This is a genomic window from Chryseobacterium angstadtii (assembly GCF_001045465.1).
GTDB lineage: Bacteria > Bacteroidota > Bacteroidia > Flavobacteriales > Weeksellaceae > Chryseobacterium > Chryseobacterium angstadtii.
Genome location: NZ_LFND01000006.1, coordinates 440596 through 458023, shown reverse-complemented (window position 1 = coordinate 458023; position 17428 = coordinate 440596). Strand labels below are relative to the sequence as shown.

General features: G+C 37.3%; 13 protein-coding genes, 5 tRNA genes and 1 pseudogene. 6 read left to right on the top strand and 13 right to left on the bottom strand.

The window, feature by feature from the left end; genetic code table 11:
- Positions 1-226: 226 nt before the first annotated feature.
- The 5 genes from ACM46_RS18750 to ACM46_RS18730 all read left to right on the top strand — a co-directional run bounded on the left by ACM46_RS18750 (position 227) and on the right by ACM46_RS18730 (position 7556).
- Positions 227-3313 carry a TonB-dependent receptor gene (locus ACM46_RS18750; protein ID WP_048508198.1) on the top strand — a complete coding sequence of 1029 codons (3087 nt, stop codon included), beginning with the start codon at positions 227-229 and terminating at the stop codon, positions 3311-3313.
- Positions 3314-3375: 62 nt separating this feature from the next.
- Positions 3376-4122, top strand: a complete 747-nt coding sequence (locus ACM46_RS18745) for a glycerophosphodiester phosphodiesterase family protein (protein WP_048508197.1) — start codon at positions 3376-3378, stop codon at positions 4120-4122.
- A 748-nt stretch (positions 4123-4870) separates the two neighbouring features.
- Positions 4871-5584 (top strand): 3-ketoacyl-ACP reductase, encoded by a 714-nt coding sequence (locus tag ACM46_RS18740; protein WP_048508196.1) that lies wholly within the window; start codon positions 4871-4873, stop codon positions 5582-5584.
- A gap of 284 nt (positions 5585-5868) precedes the next feature.
- Positions 5869-6696 (top strand): 50S ribosomal protein L11 methyltransferase, encoded by an 828-nt coding sequence (gene prmA, locus ACM46_RS18735; protein WP_048508195.1) that lies wholly within the window; start codon positions 5869-5871, stop codon positions 6694-6696.
- 17 nt (positions 6697-6713) lie between these two features.
- Entirely contained in the window at positions 6714-7556 is an 843-nt protein-coding gene (locus ACM46_RS18730; RefSeq protein WP_048508285.1) for an SH3 domain-containing protein, read from the top strand.
- A gap of 97 nt (positions 7557-7653) precedes the next feature.
- Here ACM46_RS18730 and ACM46_RS18725 read toward each other — a convergent pair whose 3' ends face one another.
- The 4 genes from ACM46_RS18725 to ACM46_RS22860 form a co-directional block, all read right to left on the bottom strand.
- On the bottom strand, positions 7654-8214 hold the full coding sequence (locus tag ACM46_RS18725; protein ID WP_048508194.1) for a DUF7010 family protein: 561 nt from the start codon (positions 8212-8214) through the stop codon (positions 7654-7656).
- 479 nt (positions 8215-8693) lie between these two features.
- Positions 8694-8767 (bottom strand) — tRNA-Arg (locus tag ACM46_RS18720).
- A gap of 32 nt (positions 8768-8799) precedes the next feature.
- Positions 8800-8874, bottom strand: a tRNA-Pro gene (locus tag ACM46_RS18715).
- A gap of 317 nt (positions 8875-9191) precedes the next feature.
- Entirely contained in the window at positions 9192-11216 is a 2025-nt protein-coding gene (locus ACM46_RS22860) for a M43 family zinc metalloprotease (protein ID WP_053082727.1), read from the bottom strand.
- Between the two features lie 78 nt (positions 11217-11294).
- Between ACM46_RS22860 and ACM46_RS22855 the strand changes: the two genes are divergently transcribed.
- Positions 11295-11780 (top strand): hypothetical protein, encoded by a 486-nt coding sequence (locus tag ACM46_RS22855; RefSeq protein WP_131707626.1) that lies wholly within the window; start codon positions 11295-11297, stop codon positions 11778-11780.
- 63 nt (positions 11781-11843) lie between these two features.
- Here the strand turns inward: ACM46_RS22855 and ACM46_RS18700 are convergent, their stop codons facing one another.
- The 9 genes and pseudogenes from ACM46_RS18700 to ACM46_RS18665 form a co-directional block, all read right to left on the bottom strand.
- Positions 11844-12617 (bottom strand): ABC transporter permease, encoded by a 774-nt coding sequence (locus tag ACM46_RS18700; RefSeq protein ID WP_048508193.1) that lies wholly within the window; start codon positions 12615-12617, stop codon positions 11844-11846.
- Positions 12610-13512 carry an ABC transporter ATP-binding protein gene (locus ACM46_RS18695; RefSeq protein ID WP_048508192.1) on the bottom strand — a complete coding sequence of 301 codons (903 nt, stop codon included), beginning with the start codon at positions 13510-13512 and terminating at the stop codon, positions 12610-12612. Before ACM46_RS18695 ends, ACM46_RS18700 begins: the two co-directional genes overlap by 8 nt.
- Positions 13512-14789 (bottom strand): erythromycin esterase family protein, encoded by a 1278-nt coding sequence (locus ACM46_RS18690; RefSeq protein ID WP_048508191.1) that lies wholly within the window; start codon positions 14787-14789, stop codon positions 13512-13514. The genes ACM46_RS18695 and ACM46_RS18690 overlap by 1 nt, the downstream gene beginning before the upstream one ends.
- Positions 14790-15180: 391 nt before the next feature.
- Entirely contained in the window at positions 15181-15594 is a 414-nt protein-coding gene (locus ACM46_RS18685) for a hypothetical protein (RefSeq protein WP_131707625.1), read from the bottom strand.
- Positions 15595-15723: 129 nt separating this feature from the next.
- The gene (locus tag ACM46_RS18680; protein ID WP_048508189.1) at positions 15724-16092 is read right to left on the bottom strand and encodes a hypothetical protein; all 369 of its coding nucleotides are present in this window, start codon (positions 16090-16092) and stop codon (positions 15724-15726) included.
- A 326-nt stretch (positions 16093-16418) separates the two neighbouring features.
- Positions 16419-16691, bottom strand: a pseudogene (locus ACM46_RS23900) (4'-phosphopantetheinyl transferase family protein); the annotation flags it as partial.
- A 322-nt stretch (positions 16692-17013) separates the two neighbouring features.
- Positions 17014-17087, bottom strand: a tRNA-Arg gene (locus ACM46_RS18675).
- A 32-nt stretch (positions 17088-17119) separates the two neighbouring features.
- Positions 17120-17194, bottom strand: a tRNA-Pro gene (locus ACM46_RS18670).
- A 29-nt stretch (positions 17195-17223) separates the two neighbouring features.
- Positions 17224-17308 (bottom strand) — tRNA-Ser (locus tag ACM46_RS18665).
- Between the last annotated feature and the right edge of the window lie 120 nt (positions 17309-17428).

The following is a 17428-nucleotide window of genomic DNA, read 5'->3' as shown; positions in this document are numbered from 1 at the left end:
TGAATATCTTTCATTTAAAACAAGTGTTTAAATTAATTTAACACAATGTTATGATTTAATTGAAAAATTGTTAAAACTCCCTTAAACAGCCAGTTCCGAAACTCAAAATACCTTTGCACATCTAATTTGAAGAAACCTGAATGATTGTACAGTTTCTATTAAAAAAATAAAAATTATTCAGGTTCCTGACGGCCATAAAAAATTAATAAATAGATTTTCGGAAGAGATGAGAAAAGTAAAGATTGTACTAGGATTATTGTTTTTGGGATTTGGAACACTTGCCTATGCGCAGACTACGCAGGCTTCTATTGTGGGAAAAGTAACCGGTCTGGGCAGCACCGCTCAGGAAAAAGTGAAAGTAACGATCGTGAACGAGTCTACAGGGTTCAGGACGGAAACGGAGACCAATTCGAAAGGAGAATATATTTTCAAAGAAATTCCTCTTGGCGGGCCTTACACTGTGATGGTGAACGAAGAGAAAAAAGAAGGATATAATGTGAACTTCGGAGATCAGGTTACGGTCAATATGAGCTTGGGTGATGGAGAGAAGCAGATAGAAGAAGTAGTGGTTACCGGAAACCTGAAAAATAAAATCGGAAACCTGGGAGCGGCTACAGCTATTTCAGCCAAGAATATCAGTATGCTGCCGGTGAACGGAAGAAACTTTACCAATCTTACGGAACTGTCTCCGTTAAGTGGAAAAGGAGGAAACCTTTCCGGACAGCTGGGATCTTCCACCAACTTTACCATCGACGGGATGACAGCTAAAAACCCGACTTCTGCAGGATCTACAACCAGCCGTAGCGGTGCACCATTCTCTATTTCAATTGAAGCGGTGCGCGAATTCAAGATCACGACCAATCAATATGATGTAACGTTGGGAAGAAGTGGAGGAGGAACGGTAAGTGCCGTTACCAAATCAGGGACAAATAAATTCTCAGGAAGTGCATGGGAATACCTGAGAACCAACTGGCTTTCCAGTCCATATGACATCAGAGGGAACAAAAGAGAGAACGATTTCTCTACGTCCCAGTTCGGGTTTTCATTGGGAGGTCCTATCATTAAAAATAAATTACATTTCTTCGTTGCATGGGATCACCAGCTGGATTCAAGACCTTTGCAGATTGCAGATATCAAATCTACGGACGATGAGAAAAGATTGAATACCACTACGCAGACGCTGAACCAGTTCCTGGATATTGCAAGATCAAAATATGGAGTAGGAAATAGCCCGCAATTCGGAAGTTTCGATAAAGTAAGAAATTCAGATGCAGGATTCCTTCGTTTGGACTGGCAGATCAATGAGAAGAACTTATTGACGCTAAGAAATAATTTCACGTATGATTTGAATAAAAACGGATTGGTAGATAATACCGCGATCAACTTCTTTGAATCTTACGGAAATGATAAAAACCTGGATAACAGCTTACTTTTGACTTTGAGAACAAACGTTAAGCCGAATATCACGAATGAATTAAAAGCACAGTATTTATACACTTTTCAGGACAGTTATCAGAACAATGAATTAGGAAAACCGGTTCCAAGAGCAGTGGTAGAAGGGGTTACTTCAAGTGTTGGAGCTACCAATATCCAGATTGGAGGCCATCGTTTTGCTCAGGAAGGTTTCAGAAATAATGTATTCCAGATTGTAGATAACTTATACTACAACACGGATAAAATTAAGTATACTTTTGGGGTAGATCTCATGTACACCAGATCAAAATCCATCTACGGAAGTGAAGTGAATGGAAGATTCCAGTTCCAGGGAATGACGAATTTTGCCAATCTTACTCCATACAGATTCTACAGAGAAGTGCCTTTGATGGATGATCCTTCCGTAAAATCCAATATCTGGAATGCAGGATTGTATGGGCAGATTCAGACTAAAATAGCAACAGGTCTTGATTTTATGGCCGGATTGAGATTCGACTATGGAGGATATCCTAAAGCTGAACTGAATCAGAAACTTTTTGACGAGATGGGAATCAGAACGGATAACCAGATCAAATCATTCGTTATTCAGCCAAGATTTCAGTTTGACTGGAATATCAACGAAGGAAATAAAGATTTCTTAAAATTTGGAGCAGGAATCTTCTCTTCGGATATCAACAACTATATGGTGATCAATAATCTTGTTTTTGACGGAAGACATCTGGCAACAGTAGATGTGAATCCCGGTAATATTGGTCTTGTTCCTAACTTCCCGGCGTACAGAAATGATTACGGAACGGTTCCTTCACTTTCACAATATCAGATTCCAACCATCAATTATACAGGAAAAGACGCAAAAATTCCAATCGTTTATAAAGCGAATATCTCCTATACCCACTTCTTTAATGAAAGGTTCAGAGCCGGAATTGCAGGATATATGGCACTGGGGAGAAACAATTACTTCTACTACGACAGAAATATGGTGGCCAACCCGTTTTTCACTTTAGACAATGAAGGAGGAAGAGGCGTATATGTACCTGCATCTACCATCATCAATAATGATAATAAAAGTGTAAGCATTGACTGGAAAGAAGGAAGAATCAATAAAAAATTCGGAAGAGTACTTGAGCTGGTAAGTGATGGTAAAGTAAATCAGTATTCATTTGTGGTAGATACCAGCTACCGCTACTGGAAAGATGGGGAGATCACGGCAAGTTATACCTGGTCTGATATCAAAGACAATACCTCATACAACGGAAACGTAGCGAATTCTGCAACACTTTCCACTCCGGTTCAGGGCGATCCAAGAGATTTAAGAATGAGTTATTCCGACAACCAGTTCCGAAATAAAATAGTGCTTTACGGAAACTCGCCTACTATTGCAGGATTTACACTGGGATTAAGATATTCAGGAATCGGGGGAACCCGTTTCTCGGTAACAGCAGGTGGAAATATCAACGGTGACTTTGTGGATTCTAACGATCTGGCCTACATTTTCCCGGAAATTATTACGCAGCCGCTTCTTAACGACCCTGAAGTAGGAAAGGCACTGAAAGATTATGTGGAAAAATACAACAACGCGATAGCAGAACGTAACGGCGGTAAAAATGGATTCTACGGAGTTTGGGATGTACGTGTTGCCAAAAAAATTAAATTTGAAAAGATCGGAGCCTTTGAACTTTCAGTGGATATTTTCAACGTAGCCAACCTTCTAAACAAAGAATGGGGCGTAAATAAGTCTTACGGAAATATGGCCCTGTACAGAGTAACCAAATTCAATCAGGCCACGAAGCAGTTTGAGTATACTAAAAATACCAGCGGTTTAGCACCTCTTTCCGGAAATCCTTACCAGATCCAGATTGGAGCTAAATATAGCTTTTAACATTTAAACACTACCTTTATCAAACGTTTTTAAGATTTTTATTTAATTATCTAAATTGTATTATGAAAAATTTTATCTTAGGGTTAGCAGTTTTAAGTACAGTCCTAATGAAGGCACAAACCCAGATTATCGCACACAGAGGCTACTTCCAGGCACAGCCGCCTACAACAGAAAATTCTATTAAATCCCTGGAAAATGCCCAGAAATTAAAGATATACGGATCGGAATTCGATGTGAGAATGACGAAGGATGGTGTTCCTGTCATCAATCATGATGAGCACCACGGAGAAATGGAGATCTCGGAAACTTCTTTCAAAGAAATGGAAGCGTTGAAATTATCCAATGGCGAAAAGTTTCCAACCCTGAAAGATTATCTGAAACAGGGCAAGAAAGATTCTTCTTTAAAGCTTATTGTTGAGATCAAGCCTGCCAAAACTCCGGAATTGGAAAAAGAACTCACTCAAAAGACACTTAAAATGATCAAGGATATGAAGCTGGAAGGGCAATGCGAGTATATTTCCTTCAGCCTGAATATCTGTAAAGAGATCAAAAAGCTGGAACCTCAATTTAAAGTACAGTATCTGAACGGAGAACTTTCTCCTGAGCAGATCAAGAAAGAAGGTCTGGACGGAATGGATTATCATTACAGTGTTTTTCAGAAAAATCCTACCTGGATATCGGAAGCGAAGGCGCTGGGGCTTATCACCAATTCCTGGACGGTGAATGATGCAGCAGTTTATGAGCAGTTGAAAAATCAGGGAATTGGCTTTGTTACGACCAATATTCCGGATCAGTTAAAAAATAAATAACAGTTTTTATTACTGGAATCAAAATCCTGCCTCCAAAAAGAGGTAGGTTTTTTTGTTTTAAACCATCCCGTCAAAAATTTTCTGAATTTTCGCCACCCCTTTAGAGGAGAGTAATTTCCGCGGTTCAATCATTATTATCTATCAGTATAAAAATCTTTGATTTTTAGAAGGCTTATGTGAACTTTTCTCATGTAAAGCATTCAACTTAAAAAACTTTTGTGCCTTTTGTGGTTGATATTTTTTTGACCACGGATTGTACAGATTTCCACAGATGTTTGCGCATATTATTCAGTTAAAAATCAAAGACTTTTTAAGAACTTATGTGAGCTTTTCCCACTTAAAACATTCAACTTAAAAAACTTTTGTGTCTTTTGTGGTTGATATTTTTTTGACCACAGATTGCACAGGTTTTCACAGATGTTTGTGCATATTATTCAGTTAAAAATCAAAGATTTTTTAAGAACTTATGTGAGCTTTTCAATCGTAAAGTATTCAACTTAGAACTAAAGTATTCAAAGCTTTTGTGACTTTTGTGGTTGATATTTTTTTTGACCACGGATTGCACAGATTTCCACGGATCTTTATGCATAAAATACTTAGCCTTAAAAAGATTAAAGTATTAAAGCTTTTGTCGTTTTTTGCGGGTGAAAAATTTCCGGATTAGACTATTAAAATTCTATTAAATGTCCGTTATTCCGGCTTCATCACGATGTTCTTTCGTAAATTTGCTGTAAGAAACAATAGTATTATGAATCTAAACGGAAAAAATGCCATCGTAACAGGTGGTGGAAGAGGGCTTGGTAAAGCAGTTGCTTTGGCTTTGGCTAATGAAGGGGTACATGTTGCCATTACCGGTAGAAACGAAGAAAATATTAAAAATACAGCAGAGGAAATCAAAGCGCTTGGAGTAAATTCGGCTTATGCTGTTTTCAGCGTTGATAATGAATCTGAAGTGAAAGCAGGGATTGAATCTCTTGCCAAACAACTTGGAGGTGTAGATATTTTGGTAAATAATGCGGGTATTGGAGACTTCGGAAGTATTGAAGAAATGCCTTCTGAAATCTGGGAACAGGTGATTAAAACCAATCTTTTCGGAGTCTATTATGCGGCGAAAGCAGTTTATCCGTTCCTTAAAGCAAGTGGTGAAGGAGATATTGTGAATGTAGCTTCTACAGCAGGTTTGAAAGGAGGACCAAATATGTCGGCTTATGCGGCATCTAAAGCGGCGGTGGTTTCTTTGTCACAGTCGATGATGGCGGAATGGAGAAAACAGAACATCCGTGTGATCACACTGACACCAAGTACGATTGCTTCTGATATGAGCATCCAGGGCGGACTTACGGATGGAAATCCTGATAAAGTGCTTCAGCCTGAAGATTTTGCAGAATGGGTAAGAGATATTTTGAAAATGAACAGAAGGGCATTGATTGCGAATGGTTCTATTTTCTCTACCAATCCGTAAACGGAGGTGTTATTTGTTTAATTAATTGTTACGAGGTGCGGGATACGGGGTATGATTGTGTTAATTTAAACAATGAAAATATTTATGGAGGCGGGCTTTAGCCCGCTTTCTAATTCATCCCGGTCACCTGGCTTTAGCCAAAATAAAACAGTCGCCCCCGTTGGATGTCAGCGTTTCTGTGATTAAAACGAATAACATTATTCTCAAAATAAACCATACTCATAGCATTTCAATTTTTTTAACCGTAATAACATTCCTATTTTTGCATTAAATTATTGACTCACATGCAAAATTATTTAGAATTCAATTTCAAAATTTCTCCATTACAGCCATGGAACGAGATATTAATGGCAGAGCTTATCGAAATAGGTTTTGACAGCTTTACAGAAGAAATTGATGGAATTTTAGGATATATCCAGAAAGAACTGTTTAATGAAGAAGAATTGAAGGCGCTTCCGCTTTTTGAAAACGAAAATGTGGAGATCACATATACTTTCGAAGAAATGCCTAATATCAACTGGAATGAAGAATGGGAAAAAAACTTTTCACCGATCAATATAGACGATAAAGTCATGATCCGGGCAGAGTTTCATGAATCGGTACCCGGGATGCATGAAATTATTATTCAGCCTAAAATGTCTTTCGGAACAGGGCATCACCCTACTACGCATCTGATGATCCAGCAAATGATGGATATTGACTTCAACGGTAAAAAGGTTCTTGATATGGGCTGTGGAACTTCTGTGCTTGCCATTTATGCAAAGCAGCAGGGATCTGGAGAAGTAAAAGCAATTGATATTGATGAATGGTCTGTAGAAAATTCAAAAGAAAATGCCACCAGAAACGGAGTTGAACTAGATATTGAACAAGGGACGGCAGACAATTTAGGAAAAGAAAATTTTGATATTATTCTGGCGAATATCAACAGAAATATCCTGATCTCTGATATTCCGGTATATGTTTCTGTAATGAATGAAGGAGGAAAGCTGTTGCTTTCAGGACTGTGTTTCTTTGATGTAGATGATATTCTTGAAGTCTGCAGAGAAAACGGACTTGAACTGAAAAAGAAACTTCAGCGTGAAGAATGGGTAAGCTTGCTGTTGGAAAAATAATGAAACTGAACACGAATATGAAAACTTTATTAACCGCCTTATTTGTATTATTTCTGCAGCTTTTTTCGGCACAGGAAGAAAATATGATATATCCGGACGGGGTTTTTGGTTTTGAGGAAAATAAAGCCCAGAAAGTTTTTACAGACTGGACCAGAGTGAGAAAAGAACCGGATGTAAAATCACAGGTAACAGATTCGTTGCAGACCAATCAGCAGGTAATGATTCTTAAAAAAGAAGAAGCAATTCTCCGGTTGGGAGAAAGAGGAGCTAACTGGTACAAAGTTTCCTATCAAAAAGGAGAAACTGTTTCTGAAGGCTATATCTGGGGCGGAAATTTATGTGTAGGCTATCGCAATAAAAATGGCTACGATTTTCTTTTCGGACTTTCAAAAACGGTGGACAGGAAAAGTAAGGAATATAACAGAACTCAAAAACAGAATATAGCCGGTATAAAAGTAATGGAAGGAAATACGCTGATTGATGAGGTTTATTTTGATACAGGAAGAGGTGAGGAGCTGAGCTATGCCACCTTTACTATTGAAAGCGGACATAAGCTGAAAAATGTAGAGCTAACCCTTAAAGCGATGGTTTCCGGGGAAGCTTGTGGGATTGCCAGCTATGACCAATATGTATTCTTTAAAGATAAAAAACTCATCACACTCCCACAGTTGATGAATGTAGGAGATGCAGATGTGTATTATCACAGCGAAGAATTTGTATTTCCTAATGATAAAGGAGGAATTCCTGATACTTTTGTCTTTAAAATGGAGGAGATGGAGAAAGATGATAAAGACAGGGAAAAGAAAAAACGCTCTTCTAAGACGTATCTCTGGAATGGTAGTACATATAGCCAGAAATAAAATATAATGATAAATTGAGCCGTTGTACACTGTATAGCGGCTTTTTTATGACCTGTAAATGATTGATCAGATTTATTAATAACCTTTTAATGCTATTCTATTGATGTCCTTTCAGCTCTTTTTGCTTATCACGTCTGTAGAATAGGTAAATCATAACTCCGAATACTGTTTCTACAAAACCACCGGCGAAAGCAGATAAAAATGTTCCTGCTCCTGTACTGAAAAGGGCAAAAGCAGACAGTCCGAGTACAGCTCCCAACATCCAGTAAACTGATATCCCATAGATACTGGCGAAAGTCAGATATCTGCCTGCTATGATCATCAGCATTCCCTGAAAAAACCACTCTGCTTTTTGTAAAGACAGACCGTACGCCAGAGGAATGCACATAATCATCCATATTGTACCTTCCATAGCAAGTTTTCCGAGAGGATTGGTCTTTTGATGCTCACCTTTAATTCCTGCCAGTTTTCCTATCAGTAAGGAAAGCGGAAAAATAAATACACCTCCGATCATTAAAAACCAAATGGCTTTTTGAGGGGTATACAGGTTCACCACGGCACATGAGAGCAGCCAGATTATTCCTGAAACAAATATGCCAACTGATCCATTGCCGTAACTGTCTCTCATATTACTCTGAGCTTCTTTAAAATGATCCATTTCTCAATTTTTTATTTCATCAGATTATAAATATGCAAAAGTTTTATATCCTGTACAAGTTGTAAATCTTTCAGTCTATCAACTGCTTATGTTCTTCTATATACATCCGTTTTCAGTAGTCTGAAAAGCGTTAATAAGTAAACAATCAGTACAAAATTGATGTCAGTTATTTTTAAATACCGTGATAAGTTTATTCTGAATAGTCAAAAATGCTTTATTTATGGGAGAATGGGTGATTTGTCCGTGAAGATGAGATCATCTTGTTTTAGGGCTTTAAAAGAGTGTTACAAGAGTGGAAAAGTAGAATACTTTCTTTGACGCAAAGTCTGATTTTAATACTACAAATTATAAGTGTGCAAAGACGGAATCAATGTCATTGATTCAAGTAAGCGGATGTTTTTATAACGGTAGCTTGATCAGTGACACGGTCACAACCTTTGTAAACAAAAAAACTCACAATTTTCATTGTGAGTTTCTTGTGAGCGCGAAAGGATTCGAACCTTTGACCGTCTGCTTAGAAGGCAGATGCTCTATCCAGCTGAGCTACGCACCCATTAAATAATTTTGAGAAAATTAATAAAACTGTCGGGGCGGCAGGATTCGAACCTGCGACCTCCTGGTCCCAAACCAGGCGCGATGACCGGACTACGCTACGCCCCGAATTGGTGGTCATCTTAACGAATGTTACTTCGTTTTTGCGAGTGCAAAGATAGAAAATTATTTTGAATAAAAAAGACAATTGTGAAAAATTATTTAATAATAATTCGTCACATTCAAATCATCCCGGATTAAAAAGAAGTCTGTTTCTTTATTAGAAAAAATAGGAGATGTTAAATATCAATGTTTTATAAATAGTGCTTTCTTGTTTTTTGAATTCTGCTGGAGATTGAAAAAAATAAAGAAAAAAATAAAAAAAACCTCCGGAAATTTTTCCGGAGGCTTATTATTGTTGCAAAAACTGCAGACTGAAATCTAATTTATTTTTTTATAAATTTTACGCCTTCTGCTTTTTTGTCATTTTTGAATGAGATGAAATAAGTCCCTTTTGCCAGTTCAGCCACTCGGATTTTCTGATCTTCAAGAGAACCTGTTTTTACAATCTGTCCAACAGCGTTGTAAATTTCATACTTCGTGTTGTTAGCTACATTGGTAACGTTCAGAACATCACTTACAGGGTTTGGATAAACACCTGCTGTGTTTTTGTCTTTTGAAACCTCGTTCGTAGATAAGGCACCTACTACTTTGAATTTTCTTTCCTGTGTATCAGTAAAGTCATTACCTGCTGCTACCACAGTTCCAGCTGAATTTAGAATTCTGTAATAACCGTCATATTCAAAGATACCATCACCTGCAACATCATTGATTGTGAAAGTATAACAGTCATTTATAGGTAACACCCAGTTTTGAGTCATTAATGCTGGAGGAGGGTTTGTACCAGGGTTTACAACATCTGTATAAGGACCTCCGCTGTAAAGAGTAGTACCTGCACTGTTTTTTATGTTCCATGTAGTTTCAGATCCCCAATAATCAAGCTGTAGTTCGAATTTGAAGTTTGTGCTTGATACCGGTACTATATTTCCTAACACCACAGATGAAGCATTATTACTTGCTCTCTGGTCGGTAGTTGCGTTAACAGATGTGATCTGTGCTGAAACACTACCTGTAGTTGCTCCGGTAGGAATACTAACAATAGCATATTTGTCTTGTGCTAAGTTTCCAGTCCAGTTAGTGGTTTGTACGGCTCCGCCATTTACAGTATAAGTAATCACTGCAGAAGTAAGAGCGCTTGTTCCTCTGTTGTAAAGTGAGAACTGAGCCGTTATAGGGGCTGGAGAATCAGCACATGCTGTTTGTTCACAGCTTTTTTCACCCTTTAATTCTGCATCGTTGGCAAATAAAGGAATAGGCATGTCAGCAGTTGATGTTTTTAATTCCATTCTTCTTGGAGAATTGTTCATCACAGCATCCATTCTGTCTTTTTGGTTGATTGTGAAGATATTCATACAAGTATCAATAGTATAATCCATGTAGTTTTCAAACATCTCGTCTGCTGTACCACAGTTGTTCGCTTTTGGGTGCGTAGGACATCCTCCGTTAGATGTTCTGTGAGTAGGAGTATCTGCAACATAGTCGGTTCCGCACGTTGAATCTCCCCAGATATGTCTTAATCCTAAAAAGTGTCCCACTTCGTGAGTCATTGTTCTTCCACGGTCATAAGGAGCATTTAATAAAAAGGTTCCGTCGTTGTAAGCACTGCTTCCGAAAGTAGCATAGTTAGCCACTACACCGTCGGTATCAGCATAACCACCATTGGCATTCAATCCCGCTAAATTGGAATTGGAAGGGAATTGCGCATACCCAAGAAGATCAGCATTGGAGAATTGTACACTCCACATATTCATATATTTTGTAGGATCCCAGATTGTCAATGGCTTTACATAGCTGTCAATGGCGGAAGTTGCCCATGCAGCCTGGCAAAGATTTACACGGTCTACCCCGTTGGTAGGATTTCCTTTAGGGTCTACTTTAGCCAACGCAAACTGTATCATAGTATCTGCTCCCACAGGGCTGCTGTTAGCTCCCGGAGTTCCTGCCAGTTTTCTGTAGTCATTATTCATCACGGTAATCTGAGACTGAACCTGTGAATCTGTAATATTTGGTGCCGTACCTAACGCCTGTCCGCTGTGGATAACGTGTACTACAACAGGGATGGTGATGATTCCTCCATTCTGAGACTTGTTGGCCTGTGCATTAGCAATTAGGGGTCCAATCCAGTCCTCAAACTGCTGCTCAGTCATTCTTTTTGGGTCTTTTTGCTGTAACATCGCTTCATATTCTGAAGAAGCACATCTCACAAATCCATTTGCTTTTCTAAGCTCTTCAAGGGAATAGACTTTTCCAAAAACAATCTTATCTTTAGGATCGTTTTTCTGTCCGAATGCCAAACAGAAGAGTGTTAAAAAAAGTAAAAACGGTAATTTAAAAGTAGTTTTACCTTTCATGTGTATATAATTTAATTAATTTTACAAATATATTTATTTTTACTAATAATTTTTGGTAAAATCTAAAAAACAATGAAAATGAATTATAAATTGTTGATTGCATTAATCCCCCTTGTTTTGTGTCATATGAATTGTACTTCACAACAAAAAGGAAGTTCAGATGCTATTACATCAAACGGTGTACAGAAAAAAACTAAGATTCAGAAGGTAGAAATCACGGAACAGACCAGAGGTACAAACAGGTTAATTACATTTACTCCGGGCTCTAAAACTACATCTGTAAACGGCAATGTTTCAGTTGATGTTTTGTCTGCTGCAGCCTGGGAAAGTATTGTAAAACAGGCCGAAATGGTTAATCTGGATAAAATAAGTTCACTGGCAGCTCCTTCAGAAGGAAGGTTTGGGGACCGGGCTTTTGCTTCCACCATATTAATTACAGCTGATGGAAAAGTATACGAATCATCAACTTTTGATTCAGGTGTTCCTCCGAAAGAACTGGATAGCCTTTACAGAGAGCTTTTCAAAGAAATAAAAGGTAAGCAGAAGTTTACTGAAAAAAGATAATTTTAAAATAAATAAAAAGAAAGTTTAGCGGTGTCTCAGACCCCGCTGAACCTGTTTTTGAATTCAACTTACTTTTTTACTCACAAACAAATAATAACTCACCCCTGCAAAAATAAATATTGCAGCGATATTGCAGTAATCCAGCCGTTCAAAAGAAATATTTTCAAACATCAGATTTCCATAAAGTTTATAACCTCCCGTGTATACTATGAAATCAGAAAACTTTTTCTCATTCACGATTATGGAGAAAACCAGCATGAACATACTGAAACCAATAGGATAGATGAAGTTTTTAAAGATCAGACTTAATGTCAGCTGAATCATGGCAATAGCAGAAAGAGTGATGGTAAACTTTAAAAAGACATAAAAAATCACCTCTCTGAAATCGTAATTCTGAAAACCTAGCTCAGGGAAAGCAATGCTGAAAAGATAGCCGCTCAGAAGAAAAGCCAGATAAGTTAAAATCATCGAAAGCCATACCGTCATCAGCATAAATAATACTTTTGACATAAATATTTTCGACTTTGAAAGCGGTATAGTAAAAAGAATTTTATAATTATTATTCCTGTATTCCACATCGCAGCAGGCATGAACAAAAAGCGAAACAAGAATAGGGTACAGCATATAAAGAAACATGCATATCGTCCTTCCTAATACCATTTTCCACGGATTTACCGTTCCTTCTTCAGCCACGCCTTCGGTAAGAATGTTGTAAACGTCATAAAGATCAATAGCGAAGATAATAAGAGCAGGAAGCAGCAAGATTCCGAATATCTCCTTATTCTTAGAGAGTTTATACTGCTCGGAAGAAAAAGCTTTAGAGAATGTATTAGTCATGGTTTTTAGAGATTAGGTTAATAAAAATCTGTTCAAGATTCGTGCTCTGGGATTCTATGTCGTAGATTTCAATTCCGCTTTCAATTAATATTTTCAAAAGCATATTGAACTTTTTGTCATCAGTGGCCTTGACTGAAATTTTATCTGGACTTTGCTGTACAACGGAAAAGGATTCCTGCAGTACAGAAACAGCTTTTTCAGCATGATTTACTTTCAGAACCACGTCTTTTTCCACCTGACTGAGGAGTTCATTTTTTGTTCCCTGAAAAATCATTTTTCCGCCTTCAATAATCCCGATATGGGTTGCTGTTTTTTCCAGCTCGCTCAGGATATGACTTGAAAGAAAAATACTTTTCCCCAGTTCATTCAGATGCTGAAAAAGTTTCCTCATTTCAAAGATTCCCTGTGGATCCAGACCATTTAAAGGTTCATCCAGGATCAGCAGTTTTGGATCGTGAAAGATGGCCATAGCAATGCCAAGACGCTGCTTCATACCCATTGAAAGGGCGCTGGACTTTTTCTTCTTTTCGTTATGCAGATCTACCAGCTCCAGAACTTCATCAATTCTTTTGCTTCCCTTTCCATAGATGATGTCCAGGTATTTTAAATTTTCCAAAACCGTAAGCTTGGTATAAAAACAAGGCGATTCTATAAGATTTCCCGTGGATGCCAGGATTTCTGTCCGGTTCTGTTTTAAACTCTTGTTCTGGATGAATATTTTATCATCGCTCGCTTCCAGAAGTCCCAAAAGCAGCTTTATGGTCGTTGATTTTCCTGCTCCGTTTCTTCCCAGATAGCCATATATACTGCCTTCCGGAACATTCAGACTTATGTTGTTTAAAATAGATTTAGAACCTGTTGTGTAGCTCAGATCTTTAGTAATGATGCTTTCCATTATTTCTTGATAGGGGTTAAAACGGTATTGATGTCTATGTAAAATATTCCGTCAAAAGAACGGCTCCAGTTCTTTTTCATGTCAACCCTCTGGTTGATGGTGGATACAAATTCTTTCTTCAGAAATGAACTTTCGGGAATATTTCTGAGGTTAAGAAAAAAATAAGGCGTCTTTGTTTTGTGAAATATATTTTCAATAGCCCATTTTCCGGGTTTATCAGCGGGGCCTCCGGTTTCGTATTGCTGAGCGTATGATGAAAAATCAATAATATAGGATGCCTGGCCATATTTACTCCTGATATAAGAGCCCAGCGGGAGATAATCTTTGCTGTACCTTTCTGCAAAAGAATGAATGTTCGCGCACCATACGATGACCTTTTTGTCTTTGTAAACAGAATCGATCTGATAAATAAGATTTTTCGCCATCAGGGAATCTCTGAACTGCATACTCTTCACAGAGCCCGATTTGTATTTCCAGTTTTTGGTGATATAATTCTTCATGTCATTGAAATACCGGGCATAAATTGTGTTTTCAGGCGTTTTTTCCAGTTTCAGAACTGCTTGTTCAAGTCCGGTAAGCTCCTGGAGGAATTCATTTTTCTGATTTCCTTTTAAGACTCTGCTGACGTATTTAGGGTAAATAAAATTATTGAGTTCATTGATACGCTTGTTGAAAATAGGAAAGTTGTTGATATTAATCGCATTGCGGCTTAAAAAATCTTTTAGGAGCTTTCCCCGTTTGAAAGATAATACTCCCCCCGAAAACTGAATATCAAAACCTCCTATTTCAATAGGGTTAGCAGATGTTTTGGTTTTCTGATAATATTGAATCAGCGGTTGGTTTTCTTTTGCATTCCACCAGTGTTCAAAAAGTCCAAGACCTCCGATGGAATCCGCAGAAGTTTTAAGTTGGTGATATTTCATTTCTTCGTTCATCACCCAGGTATCATATTGTCCTGCTTCATAAAGAACAACATTATAATTCAAATTTTCATGAAGGTATTTGATAAGTCTGCTTTTGGCTTCGAAAGTTGATCCGTCAACATGGGTATTTTCCCCAAGTATTAAAACTTTATTGTCCTTCAGTATAGAATCGAATATTTTAAGATCACTGTTGTCGCGGTATTCCATAGAAATACTTTTCAGGGGATGCTTGTACCGCTCAACTTCTGCGAGCTGTTCTTTTGTATCTTGTTCCGGAACTTTCTGGTATACCATCTTATTAAGAAGGAAAATAGCAAGAACAGAAATGATAAAAATAGCAAGAATTTTTTTCATTAATTAAAAATTACAGGTTGCGGAATTTTTACTTGTCTTTATTAATAGGTGTTGTTTTAGTAAATAATGTTACTATTTTGTGTGAATTGTTTTTGTTAAAGACGAAAATAATGCCATCAGATAAAGTAGTGACGAATTGTCATTGGGTATTTCAAACAGTTGAGAAAAATAGGCTACTTATTTTTTTACACAAAGTATTATCTTAAAACTGCCTATTTTAGACCAGCAAAGGTGGAATTAATTTCATTGATTTGATTAAGCAGATTAATATCTTTGACCGCCCCGGTGAGATTCGGGGGGCTCGATGCGGGCCAGCTTTTATGAGGTTATAAAACAAAAAAGAGACTGTCTCCTTTGAAACAGTCTCACTTATATTTTGAATAAACAATGATCAGAATATAGTAACGATTTGCTGTGCAGGTGAAAGCAAAGTATTAGTAGCAGCAGTTCTGCCAGATGGAGTAGGTCCCGAATTGAATGTCGGAGTACCTGGCTGAACACAGCCTCTTCCTAAATCAATGGTTTCACCATTTGCAAATTCTATAATAATACTTTGCCAGTTAATAATAGAGGTTAAAGCACTTGGCAAGGTTGCACCGGCATTTACGTTATATATTGCATCAGGAATACCTATATAGTGGGACATAGCATCCCATTGATTGATGGGTGGAGTTTTTGTTGCACTGGTATTCAAAAGATCATAAGTAACAGTGGTGCCCGGTAGCATGGGACCTGCGGTCTCTCCGGAAACAATCGGATGGCAGTCCTGTGTCCAGGTTGTTGGATCTGTGACTTTAATTTTCATTTTAGTAACAGCAACAGGACTAAAATTATAAACTACCAGCGGGTATTGCTGGGCTTTAATAATTACAGCTAAAAGAACTAAAAGTAGTGGAAGAATTTTTCTCATATTTCAGGTGATATATTATTGTTTTTATTGATTTGAAATAGCAATGAAGGCTTGTGAAATAATCGCATCATCATCTAAACCATTGATTTTTTCTGTAGTCATTCCTGTAGACAATAAAACTGTTTTCGCCGGTTCTAATAAGATTTTTTTTCTTGATGAACTAAATCCCTGGCTTCCTGAATTGTTTTCAATTTCTTCTTTAATAAGTGTTGGGTTATTCGCATCAGCTAATGCTTTTTTAAAGTCACCAATTGCTTGATTTTTAGAAATAATTGATTTGTTAATACTTCCTTCTGATGAGTCTTTCATCAGGTTATTTTCTTCAGAACCTTCTAATGAGCATGAAATCATTAATAGGGAAGATAAAAAAGACAAAAAAAATACTTTTTTCATATTTTATAAATTAATTTGATAGTGCTCAAAAATAGTAAAAAAATAATACACTACATGTTGATATAGTATATTTTTAATATTTTTTTATTTATTGATTAAATTATTTAAGTTTTATAAAAATAAAATTGCATAAATGGAATATTCAAATGTCGGTCTTGTGAACTTGGAAGGACCATTATTATGGGTTCAATAAATTGTCAGTAGCTTTTGACATTCCCAAAAGGTTTTTCACCTCTTCAATGAACTATACTCATTAAGTAAAAACAGCTGCATATTCTTGTGAAGATTTTTAGAAAGTGAGCACATCGAAAGTTGTTGCTCTTGATTCAATTCCATGGTTTCAAAATAAGCCTGGATAGGTTTCCCATTTTTTTCATACTTATATTTTCTTTGTTCATTGAAATTTCCAGGGTATTTAATCCCTCGGATAAACCTGTTCCTGTAGCTTTTACATAGCTTTCTTTCAGTGTCCAGAGTTTGAAAAAAAAGGAATTCTGATCCGCCTCATTAAGCGCTTGAAGTTGTTCATATTCTCCTGTACATAACGCTAAGGAGGTAAGATCTTTTTTTACCTCCGTTATTTTTTCAATGTCAATACCTGCCGGATAATTTGAAACAAAGTATTATCTTAAAACTGTATATTTTAGACCAGCAAAGACGGAATCAATTTCATTGATTTGATTAAGCAGGCGTATATTAATGAGCTCAGTCAGTGGCTCTGCCGCCATCTTTGCTCTCCTAGATTTGCAGCATTATAGTAGACTTTGCGTAAAAAAAAGAACAGAGTACTTTGCCCAAAGCTTCAAATTTTAATGCTGGCTCTCTATAATGGTGTACCTGCGTTTCGAAAAAACAAATTTTGTAGAAAAAAAGAAAAGGTATAAAAAACAAAAAAACTCACAATAAAAATTGTGAGTTTTGTGAGCGCGAAAGGATTCGAACCTTTGACCGTCTGCTTAGAAGGCAGATGCTCTATCCAGCTGAGCTACGCACCCATTAAATAATTTTGAGAAAATTAATAAAACTGTCGGGGCGGCAGGATTCGAACCTGCGACCTCCTGGTCCCAAACCAGGCGCGATGACCGGACTACGCTACGCCCCGAAGTGTATATTGATAAGTAAGAAAAATAGCGGAGGGTAAGGGATTCGAACCCTTGCGACGCTTGCACGTCGACAGTTTAGCAAACTGCTCCATTAACCACTCTGGCAACCCTCCTTTTTTCTTATTTTTTAATGATCGTTGTTCCGTTATTGCGAGTGCAAATATAGAACAGATTTCTTTATTTACCAAATAAAATTCAAGAAAAATTTGCGTATTTTTGAGGTGATAAATGAT

Coding starts and splice junctions, on each gene's coding strand:
- ACM46_RS18700 (WP_048508193.1), bottom strand. CDS start 12,617: ATGACTAATACATTCTCTAAAGCTTTTTCTTCCGAGCAGTATAAACTC.
- prmA (WP_048508195.1), top strand. CDS start 5,869: ATGCAAAATTATTTAGAATTCAATTTCAAAATTTCTCCATTACAGCCA.
- ACM46_RS18695 (WP_048508192.1), bottom strand. CDS start 13,512: ATGGAAAGCATCATTACTAAAGATCTGAGCTACACAACAGGTTCTAAA.
- ACM46_RS18725 (WP_048508194.1), bottom strand. CDS start 8,214: ATGGATCATTTTAAAGAAGCTCAGAGTAATATGAGAGACAGTTACGGC.
- ACM46_RS18690 (WP_048508191.1), bottom strand. CDS start 14,789: ATGAAAAAAATTCTTGCTATTTTTATCATTTCTGTTCTTGCTATTTTC.
- ACM46_RS22855 (WP_131707626.1), top strand. CDS start 11,295: ATGAATTATAAATTGTTGATTGCATTAATCCCCCTTGTTTTGTGTCAT.
- ACM46_RS18740 (WP_048508196.1), top strand. CDS start 4,871: ATGAATCTAAACGGAAAAAATGCCATCGTAACAGGTGGTGGAAGAGGG.
- ACM46_RS22860 (WP_053082727.1), bottom strand. CDS start 11,216: ATGAAAGGTAAAACTACTTTTAAATTACCGTTTTTACTTTTTTTAACA.
- ACM46_RS18750 (WP_048508198.1), top strand. CDS start 227: ATGAGAAAAGTAAAGATTGTACTAGGATTATTGTTTTTGGGATTTGGA.
- ACM46_RS18730 (WP_048508285.1), top strand. CDS start 6,714: ATGAAAACTTTATTAACCGCCTTATTTGTATTATTTCTGCAGCTTTTT.
- ACM46_RS18680 (WP_048508189.1), bottom strand. CDS start 16,092: ATGAAAAAAGTATTTTTTTTGTCTTTTTTATCTTCCCTATTAATGATT.
- ACM46_RS18745 (WP_048508197.1), top strand. CDS start 3,376: ATGAAAAATTTTATCTTAGGGTTAGCAGTTTTAAGTACAGTCCTAATG.
- ACM46_RS18685 (WP_131707625.1), bottom strand. CDS start 15,594: ATGAAAATTAAAGTCACAGATCCAACAACCTGGACACAGGACTGCCAT.